This window comes from Streptomyces sp. NPDC023527, assembly GCF_055560115.1.
Window position 1 is genome coordinate 1 of record NZ_JBVHJJ010000007.1, and the last position, 23,601, is coordinate 23,601.

A 23,601-nucleotide genomic window follows, 5' to 3' on the forward strand; every position below is an offset into this window, starting at 1 on the left:
GGCGGTCCGCGCCGTGACGATGACCGTGGTGGCTTCCGCCGCGATGACCGTCGCGACGACCGTGCTCCGCGCCGTGACGACGACCGTGGCGGCCGTCCCTCCGGTGGCTACCAGGGTCGCGACGACCGCGGTGGCCGTCCCTCCGGCGGCGGCTACGGCGGTCCCCGCCGTGAGGACGACCGTGGTGGCTTCCGCCGCGATGACCGTCGCGACGACCGTGCTCCGCGCCGTGACGACGACCGTGGCGGCCGCCCGTCCGGTGGCTACCAGGGCCGCGACGACCGTGGCGGTCGCCCGGCCGGTGGCGGCTACGGCGGCCCGCGCCGTGACGATCGGCAGGGTGGCGGCGGTTACCGCGGCGGCCGTGACGACCGTTCCGGTGGTGGCGGCTACGGGCGCCGTGACGACCGTCGCGACGACCGTGGTGACCGCGAGCCCGTGAAGCGTCTGCCGATCCCCGACGACGTGACCGGCGAGGAGATCGACAAGGACGTCCGGCAGGAGCTCATGAGCCTGCCCAAGGGTCTCGCCGAGGAGGTCGCGCGCAACCTCGTCATGGTCGCGAACCTGCTGGACGAGGAGCCCGACCAGGCGTACGAGTACTCCCGGATCGCCCTGCGGCTCGCCTCCCGCGTCGCCGCCGTCCGTGAGGCCGCCGGCTTCGCCGCGTACGCGACCGGCAAGTACACGGAGGCGCTCGCCGAGTTCCGTGCCGCGCGCCGTATGACCGGCTCCGTCGAGCTGTGGCCCGTCATGGCCGACTGCGAGCGCGGCATGGGCCGCCCGGAGCGCGCCCTGGCCATGGCCGGCGAGCCCGAGGTGGCGAAGCTCGACAAGGCCGGACAGGTCGAGATGCGCCTGGTCGCCGCCGGTGCCCGCAAGGACATGGGCCAGACCGAAGCGGCGGTCGTGACGCTGCAGAGCCCCGAGCTGGCGTCCAACTCGGTGCAGCCGTGGACCGCCCGACTGCGGTACGCCTACGCCGACGCGCTGATCGACGTCGGCCGTGAGGACGAGGCCCGCGAGTGGTTCGCCAAGGCCCTCGAGGCGGACCAGGGCGGCCAGACGAACGCCTCCGACCGGCTCGCCGAGCTGGACGGCGTGGAGTTCACGGACGCCCTGGCCGACCACGACGAGGAGGCCGCGGAAGCCGCTGCCGCCACGGTCGAGGTCGCGGAGACCATCGAGGTCGTCGAGACGGCCGAGATGCCCGACGTCATCGAGGTCGTCGAGGTCACCGAGGTGACCGAGGTGGCTGAGAAGACCGAAGAGGCCGAGGACGCCGACAAGGCCGAGGAGCCGACGGCCCCGGCCGCCGAAGCCGATGAGGTCAAGGACGAGGTCAAGGACAAGGGCGACGAGGCCGGCGACAAGAGCTGACCTCTGAGCGCCTGAGAAACGTGGAGGGCGGCACCCCGGATCCCGGGGTGCCGCCCTCCACGCGTATCCGGGGCCGGGCCGGAGGTCAGTTCAGCGCGAGGCTGCGCAGGACCAGGCCGGTCGCCGGCTTGGGGCCGAACGACGTGGACTTGCGGGGCATCGTGACGCCCTGCTCGGCCAGCTCCCGTACGACGTCCTCGCGTACGGGGTGCATCAGCACGGCCGTGCCGCCGTGCCGCTCCGCCTGCTTGACCGCCGCGGCCGTCTCATGGATGTATCCGATGTGCTCGGCGTCGTCCGGAACGTGCCAGATGTGCTCCAGGAGCGCCGAGTGCAGCACCGTCGCGTCCAGCGAGCGCCACGCGTCGGGCCTGTCGGCCGGGACCACCCGGTCCAGGAAGGCCCGGTCCGGGCGGTCGAGGAGGTGGAACCGCCCGTCACCCGCGAGGAGGAAGGCGTTCCCGCCCTCCGCCGACGCCTCCGCCAGCGCGTCGAGAGCCTGCGGCAGAGGACCGTCGATGCTCCGCACACGGAAGGTGCCGGCGACGGCGGCGAGGGCCTCGGCGACCGGGAGGCGGTTCAGAAGGCGGTGGATGGCCCGTACGCGCAAGGGGTAGCGGGTGGTGTCCACGAGGAGGACGAGGCCGAAGTCCCAGGGGCCGGGGGCCGGTTGCTCGGCGCGCAGCCGCAGGTAGGTGGCCCAGCGGTGGTGACCGTCGGCGATGAGGGCCCGCTGGCGGGAGAGGTCCTTGCCGATCAGGTCGAGGTCCGCCGGGTCGGTGATGGACCACAGGCGGTGGGCGTAGCCGTCGTCCGTCGTGGTGGAGAGCAGCGGCTCGGTGGTGATGACACGGTCGATGATGGCTGCCGCGCCGTCGGTGCTGCCGTTGCCGCGGTAGGAGAACAGCAGCGGTTCGAGGTTGGCCGCGGTGTCGCGCATCAGGGCCGCGCGGTCCTCGACGATGTGCGGCATGACGTCCTCATGAGGGAGGACGACGCCCTCCTCGCGGGGGCTGAGGCGCAGCGCCCCGATGAGGCCGCGCTGCAGGATGCCGCCGCCGCGCTGCTCGTAGACATAGAGCGCGGGCTCCGGGTCGGGGGCGAGGATGTGCTCGTCCTGCCAGCGGTGCAGCGTCTCCGCGGCCTGGCGGTGCCGCTCGGTGGCGGTGGCGGCCTGGGGGAGGATCAGCCGGACGATGTTGTGCGGGTCGGCGGTCTCCAGGTGGCGCAGGCCGTCCGGCCGTACGACGACGTCGTACGGTGGGGAGGTGACGGCGGCGAGACTGCCGACCCGTTCCGGGACATAGCGCAGCCCTCGGAAGGGGGCGAGCTGAAGTCCTTGCCCTGCTTTCCTTGCCCGGCCTGGAGTGCTCATTAGGAAATGTTATGCCGCATGGCCGAATGAGCAATGATCGGGGAAGAGACGTACAGCACAAGGAGCGACTACACGATGACTCAGACCGCCCGGACCCGGCCCGACGGCAGCGAGCAGCCCCTGAGCACGGCCTACGACACGGCGCTGCTGGACCTCGACGGCGTGGTCTACGCGGGCGGCGAGGCCATCGCGTACGCCGTCGAGTCGCTGGGCGCGGCGCGGGAGGGCGGGATGCACCTCGCGTACGTGACCAACAACGCGGCCCGTACGCCGGCGACGGTCGCGGAACACCTGACGCGGCTGGGCGTGCCGGCGGAGCCTTCGGACGTGATCACCTCGGCGCAGGCGGTGGCGCGGCTGATCGCCGACCAACTTCCCTCCGGCTCCCGCGTCCTGGTGATCGGCGCGGAGGGGCTGCGGGTCGCGCTGGAGGAGCGCGGCCTGGTGCCGGTGGACTCGGCGGACGACGATCCGGCGGCGGTGGCGCAGGGCTATGGCGGGCCGGACATGCCGTGGTCGCGGCTGGCGGAGGCGTCGTACGCGGTGGCGCGGGGCGTGCCGTGGTTCGCGTCCAATACGGATCTGACGATTCCGAGCGCGCGGGGCATCGCGCCGGGCAATGGTGCGGCGGTCCAGGTCGTACGGATAGCCACGGGCGCCGAGCCGCAGGTGGCGGGGAAGCCGCTGCCGCCGATGCACCGCGAGACGGTGCTGCGGACGGGCGCGGAGCGGCCGCTGGTGGTCGGCGACCGGCTCGACACGGACATCGAGGGCGCGCATGTCGGCGGGGTGGACTCGCTGCTGGTGCTGACCGGTGTGACGACGGCCGCGCAGCTGGTCGCGGCGCGGCCGGAGCACCGGCCCACGTATGTGGCCGCGGATCTGCGGGGGCTGCTCCTGCCGCAGCCGGGGGTTTCGTCCGAGGGGGACGGGTTCCGGTGTGGTGGTTGGACGGCGTCCGTCGCCGGGGGTGAGCTCACGCTCGCGGGTGAGGGCGAGTCGATCGATGGACTGAGGGCTTTGTGCGGGGCGGCTTGGGCTTCGGCGGGGTCGGGTGTGTGTGACTCCGATGCGGTCAAGGCGCTGGCGCGGCTGGGGTTTTGACGTCGGCTGACCCGCCGTCGGCGTGCCCGCCGCGACTGGGCTTTGGCCTTGGCTGAGTCGCCGTAGGGTGCCCGCCGCTGTCGCGGCGGGCCATACCCTCCCGCCCACCCGTTGAGCTTGGCCGCATCGGTGCCCTCTCGCCTGCCGCTTTGCCGCCGCCGGCGGCTTGCGGTGTTGGTGCCCCTTGCTTACGCCAGCTCCGCCAGCAAGTCCTCCTCCGACGCGCCCCGGCGCCAGTAGCCCGTGAATGTCACCGCTCGCCGGTCGATCCCGCGCTCACCCACCACATGGCGCCGCACTCCCCGCACCGTCCCCGACTCGCCCGCTATCCACGCGTACGGGACCCCCGCGGGGAACTCCGCCGCCCGTACGGCGTCGAGCACCGACGCCCCGGCACCGCGTACCAGCCATGTGATCTCGGCGTCCGCCCCGGTCGGCAGGTCCTGGATGTCGTCCGCGTGCGGGACCTCGATCCAGACCTTCGCGGGCATACCGGCCGGCAGCCAGGCGAGGATGCCGGCGACGGCCGGGAGCGCGGTCTCGTCGGCGGTGATCAGGACCCAGTCCGTCCCGGCCGGCGGCTGGAAGTCGACGCCGCCGTTGTCCTCGACGACGGGGCCGAGGATGGTGACGCGGTCGCCGGGCCGCGCCGCCTGGGCCCAGTTCGTGGCCGGGCCGCCGTGCCCGTTCGCGTCGCCGTGCACGGCGAAGTCGACGTCCAGCTCGTCGGGGTCGTAGCGCATCGCCCGCACGGTGTACGTCCGCATGATGGCCCGTACGGCCGGGTCCTGGGCCCGCCACTCCGTGAACCAGTTCTCGTCGAGGCTCTCCGGCAGGACCGGCACGTCCTGGCCGGGCTGCGGCAGGAACAGCTTGAAGCGCTGGTCGCGGCCGCCGCCCACGAGGGTGGACAGCCGCTCACCGCCGAAGGTGACGCGCACCATGGCGGGGCTGATCCGCTCCGTGCGCAGGACGCGCAGGTCGAAGAAGAGGTAGGGCGTGGCGGGCTGGGCGGTCATGGTTTCCTCTCGGGCGGCGGCTGCGGGCGGTCGGGACGAACGGCGTCAGCCGGTCTTCTTCGCCTTCTCGACCGCCGCGGCCAGGCTCTCGACGAGCGGCGCGCACCCGGCGTAGGAGTAGCGGGGCTCGCTGAGCCAGGGGGTGACCTGGCCGGCCTTGACGGCGGGGAGTCCGGACCACGTCGGCTTGGCCGCGAGGTCCTTCGGCTGGAGGGCGGCGGTGCGGTTGTCGAGGAGGATCAGGTCGGCGGCGTACTTGCCGGCGTTCTCCCAGCTGAGGCTCTCGAAGAAGCCGCCGGTGACCTTGTCGGGGACGACGAGTTCGACGCCCAGCTGCTTGAAGTAGGTGAGGTCGGCGTAGACGGCCGGGTCGGAGACGTAGAGCAGGTCGGCGGAGCCGGACGCGGCGAGGACCTTGAGGCCCTTGTTGGCGCGGGCCGCCCCGCGGAGGGTCTCGGACGCCTTCTCGAAGCGGGCCTTGGCGTCGGCGACCTTCTTCGCCCGGAGATCGGCGCCGAGGGACGCGGCGAGTTCGGCGTAGCGCCCGATGACCTGGGTCAGCGGCACCTTGGAGACGGTGATGCCGATGCTGGGGGCGAGGCCGAGGATCTTCTTCTTGCTGTCGTCCGGCACATACCAGAGTTCCTGACCCTGGATCATGTTGGTGACGAGCAGCTCGGGGCTCATCGCCGCGTACTTCTCGACGTTGAACTCGCCCCAGGCGTTGCCGAGGACCGTCACCTTCTCGACGTCGAGGTCGCCGGCCTGGGGGTCGGGCTTGCCGTCCTTGAGGGTGGTGGGGCCGAAGACGCCCGCGCACTCGAAGCCGAAGTCGTGGAGGGCGGCGGCGGTGCCGGTGAAGGCGACGACCTTCTTCGGGGTCTTGCCCGCCTTCACCGCCTGGCCGCGGTCGTCCTCGAAGGTCCAGGGGCCGGAGCCGCTGTCTGCGCCCGATTCGCCCTTCGACGAGCCGCCGCCCCCGCAAGCCGTGAGGAGGGCGCCGATGCCGAGGGCGCCCCCCGCCGTCAGGAGGCCACGGCGGGACGGGGAAGAGATACCGGCGGTGCGGGGGGTGCTCATGGGGTGTGCGCTTCTCTCGGGACTCACTCGAACGGGCGATGTCAGGGTAGGCTAACCTAACCAGGTGTTGGTCGACAGTCTCCCCCAAAGCCCCGCGAAACCGGCGCCCTCCGCGTCCCGCGGCCGGAACGCGGCACGCGCCGCGGGCCTGTTCGTCGCGGTGGGCGTGCTGCTGCTGGTCGCGGTCGCGAGCATCGCCGTCGGCGCCAAACCGATTTCGCCGGCCCAGGTCTGGCACGGGCTGTTCGACGCCACGCGCACCGATGTCGGCGTCGTCGTAAGGGAGGTACGCCTGCCCCGGACGATCCTGGGCCTGCTCGCCGGCGCCGCGCTCGGTCTGGCCGGCGCGGTGATGCAGGCGCTCACCCGCAACCCGCTGGCCGAACCGGGCCTGCTCGGCGTCAACGCCGGGGCCGCGGCCGCCGTCGTCACCGCCATCAGCTTCCTGGGCGTCAGCTCGGTCCACGGGTATGTGTGGTTCGCCTTCGCCGGTGCCGCCGTCGTCGCCGTGGTCGTCCACGCGCTCGGCGGCAGCCGCGCCGCGACACCGGTGCGCCTGGCGCTCGCGGGCACGGCGGTGACGTACGCGCTCTACGGCTACGTTTACTCCATCCAGCTCATGGACTCCGCCGCGCTCGACCGGATGCGCTTCTGGACGGTCGGCTCGCTCGCCTCCGCGAACATGGACGTCGTACGGCAGATCGCGCCGTTCATCGCGGTCGGCGTGGCGCTGGCCCTCGCCCTGGCCCGGCCGCTGAACGCCGTGGCCCTCGGCGACGACACCGCCCGCGCGCTCGGCGCCAGTCCGGCCCGGACCCGCGTGCTGGCCATGGCGGCCGTGACGCTGCTGTGCGGCGCCGCGACCGCCGCCTGCGGGCCGATCGTCTTCGTCGGCCTGATCGTGCCGCACCTCGTCCGCGCCTTCACCGGCCCCGACCTGCGCTGGATCCTGCCGTACGCGGCGGTCCTGTCGCCGGTGCTGCTGCTGGGCGCCGATGTGATCGGACGGGTCGTCACCCGGCCCGGAGAGCTTCAGGTGGGCATCGTCACCGCGTTCATCGGCGGGCCCGTCTTCATCCACCTCGTACGCCGCCGGAGGATGGCCCAGCAGTGACCACGACCGGAAAAACGCCACGGACGACACGAACGATCCGCACGCGCGGCGGGCTCTCCGTCCGCGTGGATCCCCGGACGGCGCTCGTCGTCGCGCTGCTCCTGGTGGCCGCGGCGGCCGCGTCCGTCGCGCTCATCGGCACCGGCGACTTCCCCGTCCCGCCCGCCGACGTCATCCGGACCCTCACCGGCGGCGGCACGCCCGCGCAGGAGTTCATCGTCCGGGACCTGCGGCTGCCGCGGGTGGCCGTGGGCCTGCTCGTCGGCGCGTGCCTCGGGCTCGCCGGGGCGGTCTTCCAATCCGTCTCCCGCAATCCGCTGGGCAGCCCGGACGTCATCGGTTTCGGTCAGGGCTCGGCGGCCGGGGCGCTCGTCGTCATCGTGCTCTTCCACGGCTCGCCGTTCGCCGTCGCGGGCGGCGCGGTCGCCGGGGGAGTGCTCACCGGCCTCGCCGTCTACCTGCTGGCGTGGAAGAAGGGCATCCACGGCTACCGCCTGGTCCTCGTCGGGATCGGCGCGGCCGCCGTGCTCACCGGGGTCCGCGACTACCTCATGACCAAGGCCGACCTGGTCGACGCGACCCGGTCCATGGTCTGGATGGTCGGCTCCCTCAACGGCCGCGACTGGGACCAGATCCGGCCGCTGCTGTGCGTGGCCGCCGTGCTTTTCCCCCTCGTCCTCGGCCACGGCCGGGCCCTGCGGATGCTGGAGATGGGCGACGACGCGGCGTACGCGCTGGGCGTACGGGCCGAGCGCGTACGGCTCGTGGTGATGGGCTCCGCCGTGCTGCTGACCGCCGCCGCGACGGCCGCCGCCGGGCCCGTCTCTTTCGTCGCCCTCGCGGCGCCCCAGGTCGCCCGGCGGCTGACCCGGGCGGCCGGCCCCAACCTGCTCGCCGCGGCCTGCACGGGCGCGGTCCTGCTGATCGGCGCGGACTGGGCCTCGCAACGGCTCTTCGGGGCCGACCAGCTGCCCGTGGGAGCGCTGACCGGCATGCTCGGCGGCTGCTATCTGCTGTGGCTGCTGTTCACCGAGCGCAGGGCGGGACGGATATGAGCGGGCGGCGTACGAGCGGGCCGGACCGCGACATCGAGCGTCCCACGGGCCGGAACACCGAGCGCCCCACGGGCCGCGACACCGAGCAAGGAGAGCACACCGTGAGCCGACTGACGGCCGAATCCGTCACCCTCGCCTACGACCGGCGGGTCATCGCCGAGGACCTCTCGGTCGCCGTGCCGGACAACTCCTTCACGGTGATCATCGGCCCCAACGCCTGCGGCAAGTCCACCCTGCTGCGCGCCCTCGCGCGGATGCTCAAGCCGGCCGCCGGGTCCGTGCTCCTCGACGGCGCCGCCATCGACGGCTACCCGGCCAAGAAGGTGGCCCGCACCCTCGGCCTCCTCCCGCAGTCCTCCATCGCGCCCGACGGCATCACCGTCGCCGACCTCGTCGCCCGCGGCCGCTACCCGCACCAGGGCCTGCTGCGCCAGTGGTCGGGCGAGGACGAGCGGATCACCGTGGAGTCGATGACGGCCACCGGCGTCGAGACGCTCGCCGACCGCCATGTCGACGAGCTGTCCGGCGGGCAGCGCCAGCGCGTGTGGATCGCCATGGCCCTCGCCCAGCAGACCCCGCTGCTGCTCCTGGACGAGCCGACCACGTACCTCGACATCCAGCACCAGATCGACGTCCTCGACCTGTGCGCCGAACTGCACGAGACCCAGGGCCGCACGCTCGTCGCCGTGCTCCACGACCTCAACCACGCCGCCCGCTACGCCACCCACCTGATCGCCATGCGCGACGGGCGGATCGTGGCCCAGGGCGCGCCCGGGGAGATCGTCACCGCCGAGCTCGTCGAGGAGGTGTTCGGGCTGCGGTGTCAGGTCATCGAGGACCCCGAGACGGGCACGCCCCTGGTCGTACCGGCGGCCCGGCGCCGCCGTGCGGGCGCCGCTACAGCAGGCGCCGCTACAGCAGGGAGCGCAGCCGCAGGACGTCCCGCAGCGACGCCTGCACCCTGACCCGGCCGCCGGCCCACGCCCTCGCGAAGTTCAGCCGGCCGTCCACCAGGGCCACCAGGTCGTCGCCCGACATCGTCAGGGCGATCTCCGCCCGCCGCTCGGGCGTGCCCGGGACGGTCTCCACGTCCTGGATGTGGCCGCCCGCGAGGTGGCCCGTGAAGGTCACGTCCAGGTCGGAGATGTGGCAGCTGAGCGAGCGGTCGGGCGCGGCGGCGTCGCGGAGGTCGCCGCCCGCCCCCGCGAGGCTCTCCGCCAGCCGGTCGAGTGCGCTGCGGCACTCCTCGATCGTCGCCATCGGTAGGACGCTACCTCAGCCGGTCGCGTACGCCGCACAGACACGGTTCCGGGGTAGCGTCGGAGCCATGAGCGATGCGATGAGCGGCGTGGCGGACGGACCGGCGGAGCGGCCCGCGGCGGCGGACGGCCCCGAGGCGGGCCCCCTGCCGCTGGGCGTCGACCGCACCCCCACCGGCGAGCCCGCCGTGGACGCGCGGCTCGCCCGGCTGGCCGACGCCGACCACCTCGCCGCGAGTGGTCACCTGGAGGTGTACGAGGATGTACACCAGGGCCTGCGCGACGCGCTGACCGCGCTCGACCGCGGCCCCGGCCCGTCCGGGGCACCCGCGCCCTCGGGATCCCCCGCCTCGTACGACAACAGGAGCTGAACCACCCGTGGCAGTGACCCGCCCGCGACGCAGCCGACTCGACGCCGAGCTCGTGCGCCGTAAACTCGCCCGCTCCCGCGAGCACGCGAGCCAGCTGATCGCGGCGGGCCGGGTGACCGTCGGCGGGACGCTCGCGACCAAGGCCGCCACGCAGGTGGAGCTCAGCGCCGCCGTCGTCGTCACCCAGGACGACGACGACCCCGACTACGTCTCCCGCGGCGGCCACAAGCTGGCCGGCGCCTTCCAGGCGTTCGTCCCCAAGGGCCTGAAGGTCGAGGGCCGCCGCGCGCTCGACGCCGGCGCCTCCACGGGCGGCTTCACCGATGTGCTGCTGCGCGCGGGCGCGGCCCACGTCGTGGCCGTCGACGTCGGCTACGGCCAGCTCGCCTGGTCGCTGCAGAGCGACGACCGGGTCACCGTGAAGGACCGTACGAACGTCCGCGAGTTGACGCTCGACCAGATCGACGACCGGCCGGTCGACCTGGTCGTCGGCGACCTCTCCTTCATCCCGCTCGGCCTGGTCCTGCCCGCGCTGGTGCGGTGCGCCGCGCCCGACGCCGACCTGGTGCTCATGGTCAAGCCGCAGTTCGAGGTGGGCAAGGAGCGGCTCGGCAGCGGCGGCGTGGTGCGCAGCACGCAGCTGCGGGCCGAGGCGGTCCGGATGGTCGCGGCCCGCGCGGCCGAGCTGGGGCTCGGCGTGCTCGGGGTGACCGCGAGCCCGCTGCCGGGCCCCTCGGGCAACGTCGAGTACTTTCTGTGGCTGCGCGCCGGGGCGCCCGAACTGGACCCGGCGGACGTTGACCGTGCAGTGGCGGAGGGGCCTCGTTGACCACTTCAGAAGCATCATCGGCATCAGAAGCAACATCAGTTTCGGCGCGGGCTCAGGCCGTGTGCGGGCCGGAGGCGGCGGGGGGCCGCCGGGTCTTCCTGCTCGCCCACACCGGGCGGCCGGCCGCCATCCGCAGCGCCGAACTCGTCGTCCAGGGGCTGCTGCGCTGCGGCATCGGCGTGCGGGTGCTCGCCGAGGAGGCCGCGGACCTGCCGCTGCCCGCCTCGGCGGAGCTCGTCGAGGCCGGCCCGGACCGGCCCGATGTGCTGGAGGGCTGTGAGCTGCTCATCGTGCTCGGCGGCGACGGCACCCTGCTGCGCGGCGCGGAGTTCGCGCGGCGGTCGGGCGTGCCGATGCTCGGCGTCAACCTCGGCCGGGTCGGCTTCCTCGCCGAGGCCGAGCGGGACGACCTCGACAAGGTCGTCGACCGCGTCGTGACCCGCGCCTACGAGGTCGAGGAGCGGATGACCCTCGATGTGCTCGTGCGCACCGACGGGCACATCGTGCACACCGACTGGGCGCTGAACGAGGCGTCGGTGGAGAAGGCCGCGCGCGAGCGGCTGCTGGAGGTCGTCACCGAGGTCGACGGCCGGCCGGTGTCCCGGTTCGGCGGCGACGGCGTCGTCTGCGCCACGCCGACCGGCTCCACGGCGTACGCCTTCTCGGCGGGCGGCCCGGTCGTCTGGCCCGAGGTCGAGGCGCTGCTGATGGTCCCCATCAGCGCCCACGCGCTCTTCGCCAAGCCCTTGGTGACGGCGCCGGACTCGGTGCTCGCGGTCGAGGTCCAGCCGCAGACGCCGAACGGCGTGCTGTGGTGCGACGGCCGCCGGACGGTGGAGCTGCCGGCGGGCGCGCGGGTGGAGGTACGGCGGGGAGCGGTGCCGGTCCGCCTGGCGCGGTTGCACCACGCGTCGTTCACGGACCGCCTGGTGGCGAAGTTCGCGTTGCCGGTGGCCGGATGGCGGGGCGCGCCGCACTAGATCCATGCTGCCCTCGCTCTCGGGACGGGCTCGATCGATCCCTCCCGAGAGCGAGGACAAGGCCGCTCAGCGGCGCGCCGTCGCCAGCCGCTTCCGGGCCTCGGCCAGGGCGGAGTCCCGGTGGCCGGCGAGCTCCTCCTCCGTGAAGACGGGCGTACGGACGTCCGGGGCGATGCCGGCGCCGTCGTACGTGGTCCGGTGATCCTTCGCGCTCAGGAACTCCTCGTTCGGGAGCCAGAACTTCCAGCCGTTCGGCAAGGTGCGCATGAGCCGGTCCGAGAACAGCCCCTGGGTGTTCTCGCCGATGAGGACGGGCTCGGGGCCACGGCCCAGCAGGGCCTGGGTGAGGGTCTCGCCCGCGCTCATGGTGAGTCGGCCGGTCAGGACGGTGAGCGGACCGGTGTAGACCGGGCCGCGGTGCGGGCGGACCTCGACCGGCTCGGCGGGGGTGAACTTCCGGGGATCGCGGGCGTCGTTCCGGGCGTGCTTGAGATAGGCCGTGTACGGCCGGTCGGTCAGCCGCTCGGCCACGTCCAGGGCGAGCCGGTCGGAGCCGCCGCCGTTGAGCCGCAGATCCAGGACGAGGCCGCGCAGGGCCTGCGGGCCGCTCGTCCGGGCGGCGGTGAAGATCTGGTCGAGGGCCTTGTTCAGCAGGGCCTTGTCCGCCTCGTAGCCGTCGCCCTCGCCGTAGTTCCCGAACAGGGAGACGCGGACGAAGCCGATCCGGCCGGGGAGCTCGGAGAAGCCGATCTGCTTCCCCTGTCCCCAGGATGCCTCGTGGGCGCCATGGGCGCTCTCGGCGACCGCCGCGTCGATACGGGCCCGGCCCTTCTCGTCGGGGAGGACGGTGTCCTCGCGGATCCCGGAGAAGTACTCGTCGGGGTGCGTCATATCGACCAGTCCGGTATGTCCGTCGTGCAGCGGCCGGACCATCTCCGACATGATGGAGAACAGCTCCTCGCGGCTGGTCTTCGCCGTGACACGGGGGCGGTAGCGGTCCCGTACGGCGTTCCAGTCGATGTGCCGCGCCGCGAAGAACGGGTAGTTCTCGGCGTAGGTCCGCCAGTAGGTGTCGAAGACGTCCCGGGGGTCGGCCTTCGTGCCCGGGGCCGGGGCGGGGACGTCCGTGCGGCAGTTCGCGGGCAGGGCGGCGATCCGACGCAGTGTGCGATGGCCCACGTTGTCCGCGAAGCTCCACTCCGCCCGGTCGCGCCCGGCAGGCTTCACGGTGACCGCCGGCTCGCCCTCCTGCCGGAAGGGGCCCGTCGCGTCCGGGCGGGCGGCGGTCACGGCGCCGGGCAGGCAGCTGACGCCGGTGGTCTCGTACGTCCGCAGCTTGCGGCCCCCGTCCTCGAAGGTGACGACCGTGCCGTAACCGTCCATGCGCCAGGTGCCGTCGAGCGTCGCCGGGCGCGGGCCGTGGGCCACCGCGCTCCCGGTGCCGACGGCGGTGGTCAGGGCGATCGCCGCGGTGAGGAGCAGCGCGGCGGCGCGGGGAGTGCGGGGGTGAACGGTCATGCGGACCTCATGATGTGTGCGGTGCGGACTGACAGGTCAAGCCTGGTCCGTCGGGGAATCCGGGGCCATGGAGTGATCACCCGGGCCGGTGGTGGGGTTGTCCCCAGGGCGGTCGGTGGGGGTGGCCGTCGCGAGGGGGCCCCGGAACCTCGTATGGTCGTATCCGTGTTGGAGGAGATGCGGATCCGGTCCTTGGGCGTCATTGATGACGCGGTGGTCGAGCTGTCGCCCGGTTTCACCGCGGTGACGGGGGAGACCGGCGCGGGCAAGACCATGGTCGTCACCAGCCTCGGTCTGCTGCTCGGCGGGCGGGCCGACCCCGCGCTGGTGCGGATCGGGGCGAAGTCGGCGGTCGTCGAGGGGAGGATCGTCGTCGACCCCCGCTCGCCCGTGGCCGTCCGGGCCGAGGAGGCGGGCGCCGAGCTCGACGACGGCACCCTGCTCATCAGCCGCACCCTGTCCGCCGAGGGGCGCTCCCGCGCCCACGTGGGCGGCCGGAGCGTGCCGGTGGGACTGCTCGGTGAGCTGGCCGACGACCTCGTGGCCGTCCACGGCCAGACCGACCAGCAGGGGCTGCTGCGGCCGGCCCGGCAGCGGCAGGCGCTCGACCGCTACGCGGGCGACGCGGTGTCCGTGCCGCTCGCCAAGTACGCCGGTGCCTACCGCCGGCTGCGGGCCGTCGCCGCCGAGCTGACCGACCTGACCACCCGGGCCCGGGAGCGCGCGCAGGAGGCGGACCTGCTGCGCTTCGGCCTGGAGGAGGTGGCGGCCGTCGAGCCGCTGCCGGGCGAGGACGTCGAACTCGCCGCCGAGGCGTCGCGGCTGGGTCACGCCGAGGCACTCGCCTCCGCCGCGTCCGCCGCGCACGCGGCCCTCGCCGGCGACCCCGAGGACCCCGAGGGCATCGACGCCGCCACGCTGGTGGCGGCCGCGCAGCGGGCGGTGGAGGCCGTACGCTCCCACGACCCGGCCCTGGCCGCGCTCGCCGACCGGATCGGCGAGATCGGCATCCTGGTGGCCGACGTGGCCGGGGAGTTGGCCGGCTACTCCTCCGACCTGGACGCCGATCCGCGGCGGCTCGCGACCGTGGAGGAGCGGCGGGCGGCCCTGACGCATCTGACCCGTAAGTACGGCGAGGACATCACCGGCGTGCTCGCCTGGGCCGAGGCCGGCGCGGCGCGCCTGGAGGCCCTGGAGGGCGACGACGAGCGGATCGCGGAGCTCACGGCCGAGCGGGACGCGCTGCGCGCCGAACTCGGCGAGCTGGCGCAGGCGCTGACCGACGCGCGCACGGAGGCGGCGGAGCGGTTCGCCGGGGCGGTCACGGCCGAGCTCGCGGAGCTCGCCATGCCGCACGCGCGGGTGACCTTCGCCATCCGGCAGACGGAGATGGCGGACGCCGAGAACGGCATCGAGGTCGACGGCCGGGCCGTGGCGTACGGGCCGCACGGCGCGGACGACGTCGAGCTCTACCTCGCCCCGCACCCCGGCGCCCAGCCGCGCCCCATCGCCAAGGGCGCGTCCGGCGGTGAGCTCTCCCGCGTCATGCTCGCCGTCGAGGTCGTCTTCGCCGGCTCCGACCCCGTGCCGACGTACCTCTTCGACGAGGTCGACGCCGGCGTCGGCGGCAAGGCCGCGGTGGAGGTGGGCCGCCGCCTGGCGCGCCTGGCGCGGTCGGCGCAGGTCGTGGTGGTCACCCACCTGCCGCAGGTCGCGGCGTTCGCCGACCGGCACCTGGTCGTGGAGAAGACCCACGACGGCTCGGTGACCCGCAGCGGAGTGAAGGCGATGGAGGGCGAGGACCGGGTACGCGAACTGTCCCGCATGCTGGCGGGCCAGGAGGACTCCCGCCTGGCCCGCGCCCACGCGGAGGAACTGCTGGCGGCGGCCCGGGGCGCGACTGCGGGCGGCTGAATCGACGGCCCGCGGGGTGCGCTGCGCGCGGGCGTCGTGGCGCCTGCGCCCCCCTCGAACCGGCCGTAGCGCCGCCCCGGCTCGTACGCGCGCTCGGCGACCCCCGTAGGGTCGGGGCCGGACCGTAGGGGAGGCGGACATGGGATTCGGGCGGGGTGTGGGGCTCCTGGCGGGGGCCTGTGCGGCGCGCGGGGCGTACGAGGTGTTGCGGCGTGCCCGGCCCGGAGGGGCCACCGTGTGGGAGCGGAAGAACCACGCCGGGCGGACCGTCGAGCTGTGTGCCGGGCCCGCCGTCGCCGTCGGGACGGCGGTCGCACTCGTGGCCGCGCCCGCCCTGCCCGCACGGCACCGGGCGGCCGCCGCGCTGGCCGTGCTCGCCGCCGGGGCCTGTGGGGCGTACGACGACGTCGTCGGCGCCGGCGACCCCCGGCGGGGGTTCCGCGCCCACCTCACCGCGCTGCGACACCGCGAGGTGACCAGCGGCACGGTCAAGCTCCTCGGCATTGGTGCCGCCGGGCTCGCCGGCGGGGCGCTGTTGAAGGAACGGCCCCTCGACAAGCTGCTCGCCGGCACCGTTGTCGCCGGCTCCGCGCACCTCGTCAACCTCCTGGACGTCCGGCCCGGACGGGCCGTCGGCGCGGTGCTCGCGCTGGGTGCGGGCGGGCTGCTGCGCGGTGGTGCCGGGAGCCGTGTGTCCGCCGCGCCCGTGGGCGCCGCGGCGGTCCTCCTCGCCGACGACCTCGGCGAGCGCACCATGCTCGGGGACGCGGGCGCGCACGCCCTCGGCGCGGGGCTCGGCCTCGCCGTCGTGGCGGCCAACGGCCGGGCGGGGCTCGTGCTGCATGCCACCGTGCTGGCCGCCGTCGCCGCGGCGATGGACGCCAAGAATCACCTATGTGAGTGAATCCGCGGATGCGTGGGCGAGGTAAGGCGGGCAACCCGCGAGACGGTGGTGCCGGGATGTCGGCGGAGGCTGGCATCCTGGGCGCGTCGCCGCCCCGCTTCCTCTCCCCGCCCTACGCCGAAACAGGAGCTCCACCCGCGTGAGCAGCACACCCGTACCGCCGCACGGGCGCCCGCCCCTGCACGCCGTGCACGTGCTCGGCAGCGGCGGCGCGGGCAGCGGAGCGCATGTGCGGTCACTGGCGGCCGGTCTCGTGGCCCGGGGGCTGCGGGTGACGGTGTGCGCGCCGCGGGAGACCGGCGAAGGGTACGGTTTCGCGGGCGCGGGGGCCACGTTCACGCCGCTGCGGACGTCCACGGACGCGCTGGCCGTCGCCGGGATCCGGGCCGTCAGCGCGGGCGCCGACGTCGTGCACGCGCACGGCCTGCGGTCCGGGGTGCTGGCGGCGCTGGCCCTGCGGGGGCGGCGCACGCCGCTGGTGGTCACCTGGCACACGAGGGTGCGCGCGGTGGGCGCGCGGGCCCGGTTCGTACGGCTGATGGAGCGGCGGGCGGCGCGGGCGGCGGCCGTGGTGCTCGGCGTGACCTCCGAACTCGTGGACCGGGCGCGCCAGCGTGGCGCGCGCGACGCCCGGCTGGCGCCCGTCGCGGTGCCCGCCCCGCGCTCGGCACCCGACGACGAGGACCTGCGGCGGCACAAGGTCCGCGCCGAACTCGGCGCGATCGCCAGGCCCTTGCTGGTCACCGTCGGCCGCCTGGAGCCCGACCAGGGGCACGGCCCGCTGCTGGACGCGGCGCGGGACTGGCGCGAGCTGGACCCGGAACCGCTGCTGATCATCGCCGGAGAGGGCCGGGAACGGCCGGAGCTGCAGCGCCGGATCGAGGCCGAAGGGCTGCCGGTGCGCCTGGTGGGCCGCCGCGACGACGTACCGGAGCTGCTGGCGACGGCCGATGTCGCGATCCTCTCCAGCCGCTGGGAGGCCCGGTCGCTCCTCGCCCAGGAGGCGCTGCACGCGGGTGTGCCGCTGGTCGCGACGGCGGTCGGCGGCGTACCGGACCTGGTCGGCGACGCCGCCGAACTCGTCCCGTACGGAGACGCCGCCGCTCTGGCCTCGGCGGTCACCCGCCTCCTCGCCGATCCCGCACGCCGCGCCGAACTCACGGCAGCGGGGCGCGCCCAGGCGGCGACGTGGCCTTCCGAGGACGAGACGGTCGCTCATGTGCTGAGCGTGTACGACGAGTTGGCCGGGGGCCGCTGACGGGTCGCCGACGGCGCCCCGCCGACGGGGGCCGGCAGGTCCGGACCGGACCTGCCCCGGAGGGGGCCCCTCACCCCACATGCCTCCTGGCTCGGAGCGCCAAGCCCAGGGACAGCACCGTCTCCGGGTCGTCCAGGTCCCTGTCCAGGAGGCGGGAGATGCGGGCCAGGCGGTCGTAGAGGGTCTGGCGGTTGAGGTGGAGGTCGCGGGCCGTCTCCGCCTTGCGGCCCGCGTGGGTGAGGTAGGACTCCAGCGTCGGCAGCAGCACCTGGCGGGACGCCTCGTCGTGGGCGAGGAGCGGGCCGATCACCCGGTCGACGAACGCCGCCAGATCCCCCTGGGAGCGCAGCCGCCACAGCAGGACGTCCACGTCCAGCCGCCGCACATCGTGCCAGGGCCGGTCCGGCAGCCCCTGTGCCGCGGCCGCCGCCTCCGCCGCGTGGCGCAGCCCCGCCCCCACCGTCGCCCACGGCGTCGCCGCGCCCGCCACCACCACCGGCGGCCGTCCGCCCACCCGCTCCGCCCCGGCCCGCAGCGCCGCGGCCACCCGCTCGGCGACCGCCGGCCGCTCGGCGGCGTCCCGCAACCCGACCAGCAGCGGTATCCGCCCCTCCGACAGCCGTATGCCCAGCAGCACCGGCACCCCGACCGCCGCCAGCTCCTCCCGCACCGCGCACGTCAGCTCGGCCCAACCCGCCGCCGGGGCAAGCCCGGTGGCCGGCCGCATCACCATCGGCAGCAGCGGGCCGGGACCCGGACGGAACCCCAGCACACGGGCCTGCGCCGGGGCGTCCGCCGCCTCGACGCGCTCCTCGGCGAGGTCGGCGAGGAAGTCGCCGCGACCGCGCGCCGCCAGCTCCTCCTCCTGACGGGCCTGGAGCAGCACGACCGCCAACAGCCCGGCCGCGCGGTCCGCCGCGATCCGGTGCACCGGCGCCAACGGCGCGTTCACCGGCAGCACCGTCAGCCGCGCCCGTACCGCCCCCGACCCCGGGCCACGGCCCGGGATGTCGGTGGTCAGGGTCCCGGCGAGACCCGCGTCCCGCAACCCGTCCCACACCTGGAGCGGATCCGCCGCGCCCGGCTGCCCCGTGGGCCCGGCCGCGTACAGCAGCCGGCCCTCCGGCGTCTCCAGGAAGACGGGGTTGCCGGCGAACTCCGCGAACAGTCCCAGCACCTCCGCCACCCCGCCACCGCCCAGCAGCAGCTCCGTGCACTGCCGGTGCACCTCCTCGGCGCGTCGCAGCAGGGCGTAGTGCTCGTTGACGAGCTCGGTGTGGATCTCCTCGGTCACCGCGACGAACGGCACCTCCCGGTGCAGCTGGATCAGCGGCAGCCCGTACGAGCGCGCCGTGTCCACCACCGCGGCCGGCAGCGTCGCGAACCGTGACCCCAGCTCGACCACCAGCGCCGCGATGTCCCGCTCCGCGAGCCCCCGGACGAAGGCGCGCTGCTCGGCCGGGCGGGTGCCCACACCCAGCCCGGTGGTCAGCAGCAGCTCGCCGCCCTTGAGGAGGGCGGCGATGTTCGGCGCCTCGCCCGCGTGCACCCAGCGCACCGGGCGGTGCAGGCGGTCGCCGGCGGCGACGACCTGGGGGAGCCCCCGGCGCAGGGCGGGGAGCTCCAATGCCCTGGCGACGGTGATCGTCCCTCGGGGTTCTTCCATGGGCTGGACGCTACCCCGGCGGTCGCGGTTCCTTACCCGAACGGGGGTCGGTGTGCGCGTGTGTGCCCGTCACCCCCTCGGGGCTCCGCCCCGGGCCCCCGCCCTCGGATCGCCGGACGGGCCGCAAGAACCAGCCGCCCGGCGCATGGCCCCCTAGCCGCCGAACGCGCTCGACGCCGTCAGCCGCAGCGCCGTGTCGATCAGCGGAACGTGGCTGAACGCCTGGGGGAAGTTCCCCACCTGGCGCTGGAGGCGCGGGTCCCACTCCTCCGCCAGCAGGCCCAGGTCGTTGCGCAGGCCCAGCAGCTTCTCGAACAGCTGCCGTGCCTCGTCGACCCGGCCGATCATCGCCAGGTCGTCGGCCAGCCAGAACGAGCACGCCAGGAACGCCCCCTCGTCGCCCTCCAGGCCGTCCACGCCCGCGTCCTCGCCGGCCGTCGGATAGCGCAGGACGAAGCCGTCCGGCGTCGACAGCTCGCGCTGGATCGCCTCGATCGTGCCGATGACGCGCTTGTCGTCGGGCGGCAGGAAGCCCATCTGCGGGATCAGCAGCAGCGAGGCGTCCAGCTCCCGGGAGCCGTAGGACTGGGTGAAGGTGTTGCGCTCCTTGTCGTAACCCTTCTCGCACACGTCCCGGTGGATGTCGTCGCGCAGCTCGCGCCACCGCTCCAGCGGCCCGTCCACATCGCCGGACTCGATCAGCTTGATGGTGCGGTCGACCGCCACCCAGGCCATGACCTTGGAGTGCACGAAGTGGCGGCGCGGGCCGCGCACCTCCCAGATGCCCTCGTCCGGCTCGTTCCAGTGGTTCTCCAGATAGCCGATGAGCCGCAGCTGGAGCAGGCTCGCGTAGTCGTTGCGGGCCAGGCCCGTCATATGGGCGAGGTGCAGCGCCTCGGTGACCTCGCCGTAGACGTCCAGCTGGAGCTGGTCCGCGGCGCCGTTGCCGATGCGCACGGGCGAGGAGTTCTCATAGCCGGGCAGCCACGGCAGCTCCGCCTCGCCGAGCTCGCGCTCGCCGGCGATGCCGTACATGATCTGGAGGTTCTCCGGGTCGCCCGCCACCGCGCGCAGCAGCCACTCGCGCCAGGCGCGGGCCTCCTCGCGGTAGCCGGTGCGCAGCAGGGAGGAGAGGGTGATGGCCGCGTCCCGCAGCCAGGTGAAGCGGTAGTCCCAGTTCCGGGAGCCGCCGATGTCCTCGGGCAGCGAGGTGGTGGGGGCCGCGACGATGCCGCCCGTCGGCGCGTAGGTGAGCGCCTTGAGCGTGATCAGCGAGCGGACGACGGCGTCCCGGTAGGGGCCGTGGTACGTGCAGTGCTCGACCCATTCCCGCCAGAAGTCCTCCGTGGCCTCCAGCGAGCCCTCCGGGTCGGGCAGGGCCGGCGGCTGGCCGTGGGAGGGCTGCCAGCTGATGGTGAAGGCGACCCGGTCGCCGGGCGAGACGGTGAAGTCGGAGTAGGTGGTGAGGTCCTTGCCGAAGGTGTCGGCGGTGGTGTCCAGCCACACCGAGTCCGGGCCGGCCACGGCCACCGTGCGGTCGCCGACCTTGTGCACCCAGGGCACGACCCGCCCGTAGGAGAAGCGCATCCGCAGGGCCGAGCGCATCTGCACCCGGCCGCTGACGCCCTCCACGATCCGGATCAGCTGGGGCGCGCCGTCGCGCGGGGGCATGAAGTCGATCACCCGGACCGTGCCGCGCGGGGTGTCCCACTCGGATTCGAGCACAAGGGAATCCCCCCGGTACCGGCGGCGGTCGGCCCTCGGGGGCGCCGCCCCCGAGGGGTGCGCGGGACCGACCCGCCAGAAGCCGTGTTCCTCCGTGCCGAGCAGACCGGCGAACGCGGCATGGGAATCAAAGCGGGGGAGGCACAGCCAGTCGGCCGTGCCGTCCCGGCAGACAAGGGCGGCGGTCTGCATATCGCCGATGAGTGCGTAATCCTCGATACGCCCGGCCACGTCATCTCCAGTCGAACGGCCACGTGACCCCGTGGGGTCCTCTTGCGGTCAAGCGATCTTTGACGAGCTCTTGTTCCGGGGAGGGGCAGGGATGGTGCCGTGCCGGCCGGCTCGCTGCATGTGTCCGTGCAGGATACGACGCGGAGTTGGTGCGACGCGCGACGGTCGGGATACGAATCTGAGCCGAATGGGTGGCCTGGGAAGCGGTCGTGGAGCAGCCTGTGACCCACCCGCCACACAGCGCGAGAGCGGGTCCCGGGAGGGCGGTGCGACGCGTCGCCGGACGCGGCCGGGCCGGGTCGCTGATACCCTGGTACCCCGTGGACCGGTGGGCGCAAGACCCCCCAACCGCAGCGACGGCACCCCCGAAAACACGGGGTGATCGCCGGTACGCACCTCACCTCGCGACCACGGGAGCCCCCCTTTGGCCATTGCCGCTAAGCCCACGACGACCAAGCACCTCTTCGTCACGGGGGGTGTCGCCTCCTCGCTGGGCAAGGGTCTGACGGCCTCCAGCCTGGGCGCGCTGCTCAAGGCGCGGGGTCTGCGGGTCACGATGCAGAAGCTCGACCCCTACCTCAACGTCGACCCCGGCACGATGAACCCCTTTCAGCACGGTGAGGTGTTCGTCACCAACGACGGTGCCGAGACCGACCTGGACATCGGCCACTACGAGCGCTTCCTGGACGTCGACCTCGACGGGTCCGCGAACGTCACCACCGGCCAGGTCTACTCCTCCGTGATCGCCAAGGAGCGGCGCGGCGAGTACCTGGGCGACACCGTGCAGGTCATCCCGCACATCACCAACGAGATCAAGCACCGCATCCGGCGCATGGCGACCGACGACGTCGACGTCGTGATCACCGAGGTCGGCGGCACCGTCGGCGACATCGAGTCGCTGCCGTTCCTGGAGACCGTCCGCCAGGTCCGCCACGAGGTCGGCCGCGACAACGTCTTCGTCGTGCACATCTCGCTGCTGCCCTACATCGGCCCCTCCGGCGAGCTGAAGACCAAGCCGACCCAGCACTCGGTGGCCGCGCTGCGCAACATCGGCATCCAGCCGGACGCCATCGTGCTGCGCGCCGACCGCGAGGTGCCGGCCGCCATCAAGCGCAAGATCTCGCTGATGTGCGACGTCGACGAGGCCGCCGTGGTCGCCGCGATCGACGCCCCGTCGATCTACGACATCCCCAAGGTCCTGCACACCGAGGGCCTGGACGCCTACGTCGTGCGCAAGCTCGACCTGCCGTTCCGCGACGTGAACTGGACCCAGTGGGAGGACCTGCTGGACCGCGTCCACAACCCCGACCACGAGGTCACCGTCGCGCTCGTCGGCAAGTACATCGACCTGCCCGACGCCTACCTCTCGGTCACCGAGGCCATCCGCGCCGGTGGCTTCGCCAACCGCGCCAAGGTCAAGGTCAAGTGGGTCGCCTCCGACGACTGCAAGACCCCGGCCGGCGCCCAGCAGCAGCTCGGCGACGTCGACGCGATCTGCGTCCCCGGCGGCTTCGGCGACCGCGGTGTCAACGGCAAGGTCGGCGCGATCACCTACGCCCGCGAGAACAAGGTCCCGCTGCTCGGCCTGTGCCTGGGCCTGCAGTGCGTGGTCATCGAGGCCGCGCGCAACCTCGCCGGCATCGAGGGCGCCAACTCCACCGAGTTCGACCCGGCCACCGCCAACCCGGTCATCTCCACCATGGCCGAGCAGATGGACATCGTCGCCGGTGAGGGCGACATGGGCGGCACCATGCGGCTGGGCATGTACCCGGCCAAGCTCGCCGAGGGCTCCATCGTCCGCGAGGTCTACGACAACGAGCCGTACGTCGAGGAGCGCCACCGTCACCGCTACGAGGTGAACAACTCCTACCGCGCGGAGCTGGAGAAGAAGGCCGGTCTGGTCTTCTCCGGCACCTCCCCGGACAACAAGCTCGTCGAGTACGTCGAGTACCCCCGCGAGGTGCACCCCTACCTGGTCGCCACCCAGGCGCACCCGGAGCTGCGCTCCCGCCCGACCCGCCCGCACCCGCTCTTCGCCGGCCTGGTGAAGGCGGCCGTGCTGCGCAAGCAGGGCTGACCTATACGGTTGCCGGGGTGAGGGTCCGCGCCGTCGAGGCGCGGCCCTCACCCCGGTTTTCGTTTTTGGAGGTACGCAATGGGCATCAAGGACACCGCCGAGCAGTGGCGGGTCACCGCGACCGCGACGCCGTTCGTCGGCAACAAGACCAGCGTCCGCACGGACGAGGTGGTCATGCCGGACGGCTCCACCGTCACCCGGGACTATCAGGTCCACCCCGGCTCGGTCGCCGTCCTGGCCCTCGACGACCAGGGCCGTGTGCTGGTCCTCAACCAGTACCGCCACCCCGTGCGGCAGAAGCTGTGGGAGATCCCCGCCGGCCTGCTCGACATCCCCGGCGAGAACCCCCTCGTCGCCGCCCAGCGCGAGCTGTACGAGGAGGCGCACGTCAAGGCCGAGGACTGGCGGGTCCTCACCGACGTCTACACCACGCCGGGCGGCTGCGACGAAGCCGTACGGATCTTCCTGGCCCGGGGCGTCTCCGATGTGGAGGGCGAGCGCTTCGAGGTCGCCGAGGAGGAGGCCGACATGGAGCTGGCCCGGGTGCCGCTCGACGAGCTCGTACGCGGGGTCCTCGCCGGTGACCTCCACAACAACTGCCTGGTCGTCGGCGTCCTCTCGCTCTCCGCGGCGCTGGCCGCCGGGGGCGAGGCCGGCCTGGACGAGCTGCGCCCGGCCGAGGCCCCCTGGCCGGCCCGCCCCTTCGAGGCGTAGACCGGTTCGAGGCGCGCGGTGGCCCGGT

At 73.8% G+C, this 23,601-nt stretch carries 21 protein-coding genes; 14 read left to right on the forward strand and 7 right to left on the reverse strand.

The features are described from left to right. Together ACZ303_RS15330 and ACZ303_RS15335 are read left to right on the forward strand one after the other, a co-directional pair. On the forward strand, positions 1-442 hold a 442-nt coding region (locus ACZ303_RS15330; protein WP_467339064.1), incomplete at its 5' end, for a hypothetical protein. Beyond that, positions 439-1,380 carry a tetratricopeptide repeat protein gene (locus tag ACZ303_RS15335; protein WP_467339066.1) on the forward strand — a complete coding sequence of 314 codons (942 nt, stop codon included), beginning with the start codon at positions 439-441 and terminating at the stop codon, positions 1,378-1,380. The genes ACZ303_RS15330 and ACZ303_RS15335, both read left to right, overlap by 4 nt. Before the next feature lie 85 nt (positions 1,381-1,465). Here the strand turns inward: ACZ303_RS15335 and ACZ303_RS15340 are convergent, their stop codons facing one another. Further along, positions 1,466-2,755 carry a DUF1015 domain-containing protein gene (locus tag ACZ303_RS15340; RefSeq protein ID WP_467339068.1) on the reverse strand — a complete coding sequence of 430 codons (1,290 nt, stop codon included), beginning with the start codon at positions 2,753-2,755 and terminating at the stop codon, positions 1,466-1,468. 75 nt (positions 2,756-2,830) lie between these two features. Between ACZ303_RS15340 and ACZ303_RS15345 the strand changes: the two genes are divergently transcribed. Then, positions 2,831-3,859 carry an HAD-IIA family hydrolase gene (locus tag ACZ303_RS15345; protein ID WP_467339070.1) on the forward strand — a complete coding sequence of 343 codons (1,029 nt, stop codon included), beginning with the start codon at positions 2,831-2,833 and terminating at the stop codon, positions 3,857-3,859. A gap of 188 nt (positions 3,860-4,047) precedes the next feature. Here ACZ303_RS15345 and ACZ303_RS15350 read toward each other — a convergent pair whose 3' ends face one another. Together ACZ303_RS15350 and ACZ303_RS15355 are read right to left on the reverse strand one after the other, a co-directional pair. Then, positions 4,048-4,878 carry a siderophore-interacting protein gene (locus ACZ303_RS15350; protein WP_467339072.1) on the reverse strand — a complete coding sequence of 277 codons (831 nt, stop codon included), beginning with the start codon at positions 4,876-4,878 and terminating at the stop codon, positions 4,048-4,050. Between the two features lie 45 nt (positions 4,879-4,923). Continuing rightward, entirely contained in the window at positions 4,924-5,958 is a 1,035-nt protein-coding gene (locus tag ACZ303_RS15355; protein ID WP_467339074.1) for an ABC transporter substrate-binding protein, read from the reverse strand. A 67-nt stretch (positions 5,959-6,025) separates the two neighbouring features. On the opposite strand from ACZ303_RS15355, the gene ACZ303_RS15360 reads away from it, so the two are divergent. Genes ACZ303_RS15360 through ACZ303_RS15370 form a run of 3 tightly spaced genes read left to right on the forward strand, consistent with a single transcriptional unit; the run spans position 6,026 to position 9,092 of the window. Further along, positions 6,026-7,072, forward strand: coding sequence for a FecCD family ABC transporter permease (locus ACZ303_RS15360; protein WP_467339631.1), 1,047 nt, complete (start codon positions 6,026-6,028; stop codon positions 7,070-7,072). Next, on the forward strand, positions 7,069-8,127 hold the full coding sequence (locus ACZ303_RS15365) for a FecCD family ABC transporter permease (protein ID WP_467339075.1): 1,059 nt from the start codon (positions 7,069-7,071) through the stop codon (positions 8,125-8,127). The genes ACZ303_RS15360 and ACZ303_RS15365 overlap by 4 nt, the downstream gene beginning before the upstream one ends. Beyond that, on the forward strand, positions 8,088-9,092 hold the full coding sequence (locus ACZ303_RS15370; protein ID WP_467339077.1) for an ABC transporter ATP-binding protein: 1,005 nt from the start codon (positions 8,088-8,090) through the stop codon (positions 9,090-9,092). Before ACZ303_RS15365 ends, ACZ303_RS15370 begins: the two co-directional genes overlap by 40 nt. On the opposite strand, the gene ACZ303_RS15375 is transcribed toward ACZ303_RS15370, so the two are convergent. Next, positions 9,040-9,387, reverse strand: a complete 348-nt coding sequence (locus ACZ303_RS15375) for a sterol-binding protein (RefSeq protein ID WP_467339080.1) — start codon at positions 9,385-9,387, stop codon at positions 9,040-9,042. The two genes, ACZ303_RS15370 and ACZ303_RS15375, sit on opposite strands and share 53 nt — an antisense overlap. 67 nt (positions 9,388-9,454) lie before the next feature. Here ACZ303_RS15375 and ACZ303_RS15380 point away from each other — a divergent pair, with 67 nt between their 5' ends. Genes ACZ303_RS15380 through ACZ303_RS15390 form a run of 3 tightly spaced genes read left to right on the forward strand, consistent with a single transcriptional unit; the run spans position 9,455 to position 11,566 of the window. Continuing rightward, positions 9,455-9,757 (forward strand): hypothetical protein, encoded by a 303-nt coding sequence (locus ACZ303_RS15380; RefSeq protein WP_467339082.1) that lies wholly within the window; start codon positions 9,455-9,457, stop codon positions 9,755-9,757. A gap of 13 nt (positions 9,758-9,770) precedes the next feature. After that, complete coding sequence (locus ACZ303_RS15385; protein WP_467339633.1) at positions 9,771-10,586, forward strand: TlyA family RNA methyltransferase; 816 nt, start codon at positions 9,771-9,773, stop codon at positions 10,584-10,586. A gap of 59 nt (positions 10,587-10,645) precedes the next feature. Further along, entirely contained in the window at positions 10,646-11,566 is a 921-nt protein-coding gene (locus ACZ303_RS15390) for an NAD kinase (RefSeq protein WP_467339084.1), read from the forward strand. Between the two features lie 66 nt (positions 11,567-11,632). Here ACZ303_RS15390 and ACZ303_RS15395 read toward each other — a convergent pair whose 3' ends face one another. Further along, the gene (locus ACZ303_RS15395) at positions 11,633-13,084 is read right to left on the reverse strand and encodes a S41 family peptidase (protein ID WP_467339086.1); all 1,452 of its coding nucleotides are present in this window, start codon (positions 13,082-13,084) and stop codon (positions 11,633-11,635) included. Between the two features lie 153 nt (positions 13,085-13,237). Between ACZ303_RS15395 and recN the strand changes: the two genes are divergently transcribed. The 3 genes from recN (at position 13,238) to ACZ303_RS15410 (ending at position 17,160) form a co-directional block, all read left to right on the forward strand. After that, positions 13,238-14,998, forward strand: a complete 1,761-nt coding sequence (recN, locus tag ACZ303_RS15400) for a DNA repair protein RecN (RefSeq protein ID WP_467339088.1) — start codon at positions 13,238-13,240, stop codon at positions 14,996-14,998. Between the two features lie 139 nt (positions 14,999-15,137). Beyond that, positions 15,138-15,902 carry a hypothetical protein gene (locus tag ACZ303_RS15405; RefSeq protein WP_467339090.1) on the forward strand — a complete coding sequence of 255 codons (765 nt, stop codon included), beginning with the start codon at positions 15,138-15,140 and terminating at the stop codon, positions 15,900-15,902. Between the two features lie 139 nt (positions 15,903-16,041). After that, positions 16,042-17,160: a glycosyltransferase family 4 protein gene (locus tag ACZ303_RS15410; protein WP_467339092.1), complete on the forward strand. Its 1,119-nt coding sequence runs from the start codon at positions 16,042-16,044 to the stop codon at positions 17,158-17,160. 70 nt (positions 17,161-17,230) lie between these two features. Here ACZ303_RS15410 and ACZ303_RS15415 read toward each other — a convergent pair whose 3' ends face one another. Further along, positions 17,231-18,826, reverse strand: a complete 1,596-nt coding sequence (locus ACZ303_RS15415; protein ID WP_467339094.1) for a PucR family transcriptional regulator — start codon at positions 18,824-18,826, stop codon at positions 17,231-17,233. A gap of 153 nt (positions 18,827-18,979) precedes the next feature. Then, positions 18,980-20,782: a glycoside hydrolase family 15 protein gene (locus ACZ303_RS15420; protein ID WP_467339096.1), complete on the reverse strand. Its 1,803-nt coding sequence runs from the start codon at positions 20,780-20,782 to the stop codon at positions 18,980-18,982. A 424-nt stretch (positions 20,783-21,206) separates the two neighbouring features. On the opposite strand from ACZ303_RS15420, the gene ACZ303_RS15425 reads away from it, so the two are divergent. Continuing rightward, positions 21,207-22,859, forward strand: coding sequence for a CTP synthase (locus ACZ303_RS15425; RefSeq protein ID WP_467339098.1), 1,653 nt, complete (start codon positions 21,207-21,209; stop codon positions 22,857-22,859). A gap of 78 nt (positions 22,860-22,937) precedes the next feature. After that, complete coding sequence (locus ACZ303_RS15430) at positions 22,938-23,573, forward strand: NUDIX domain-containing protein (protein WP_467339100.1); 636 nt, start codon at positions 22,938-22,940, stop codon at positions 23,571-23,573. Positions 23,574-23,601 lie beyond the last annotated feature (28 nt).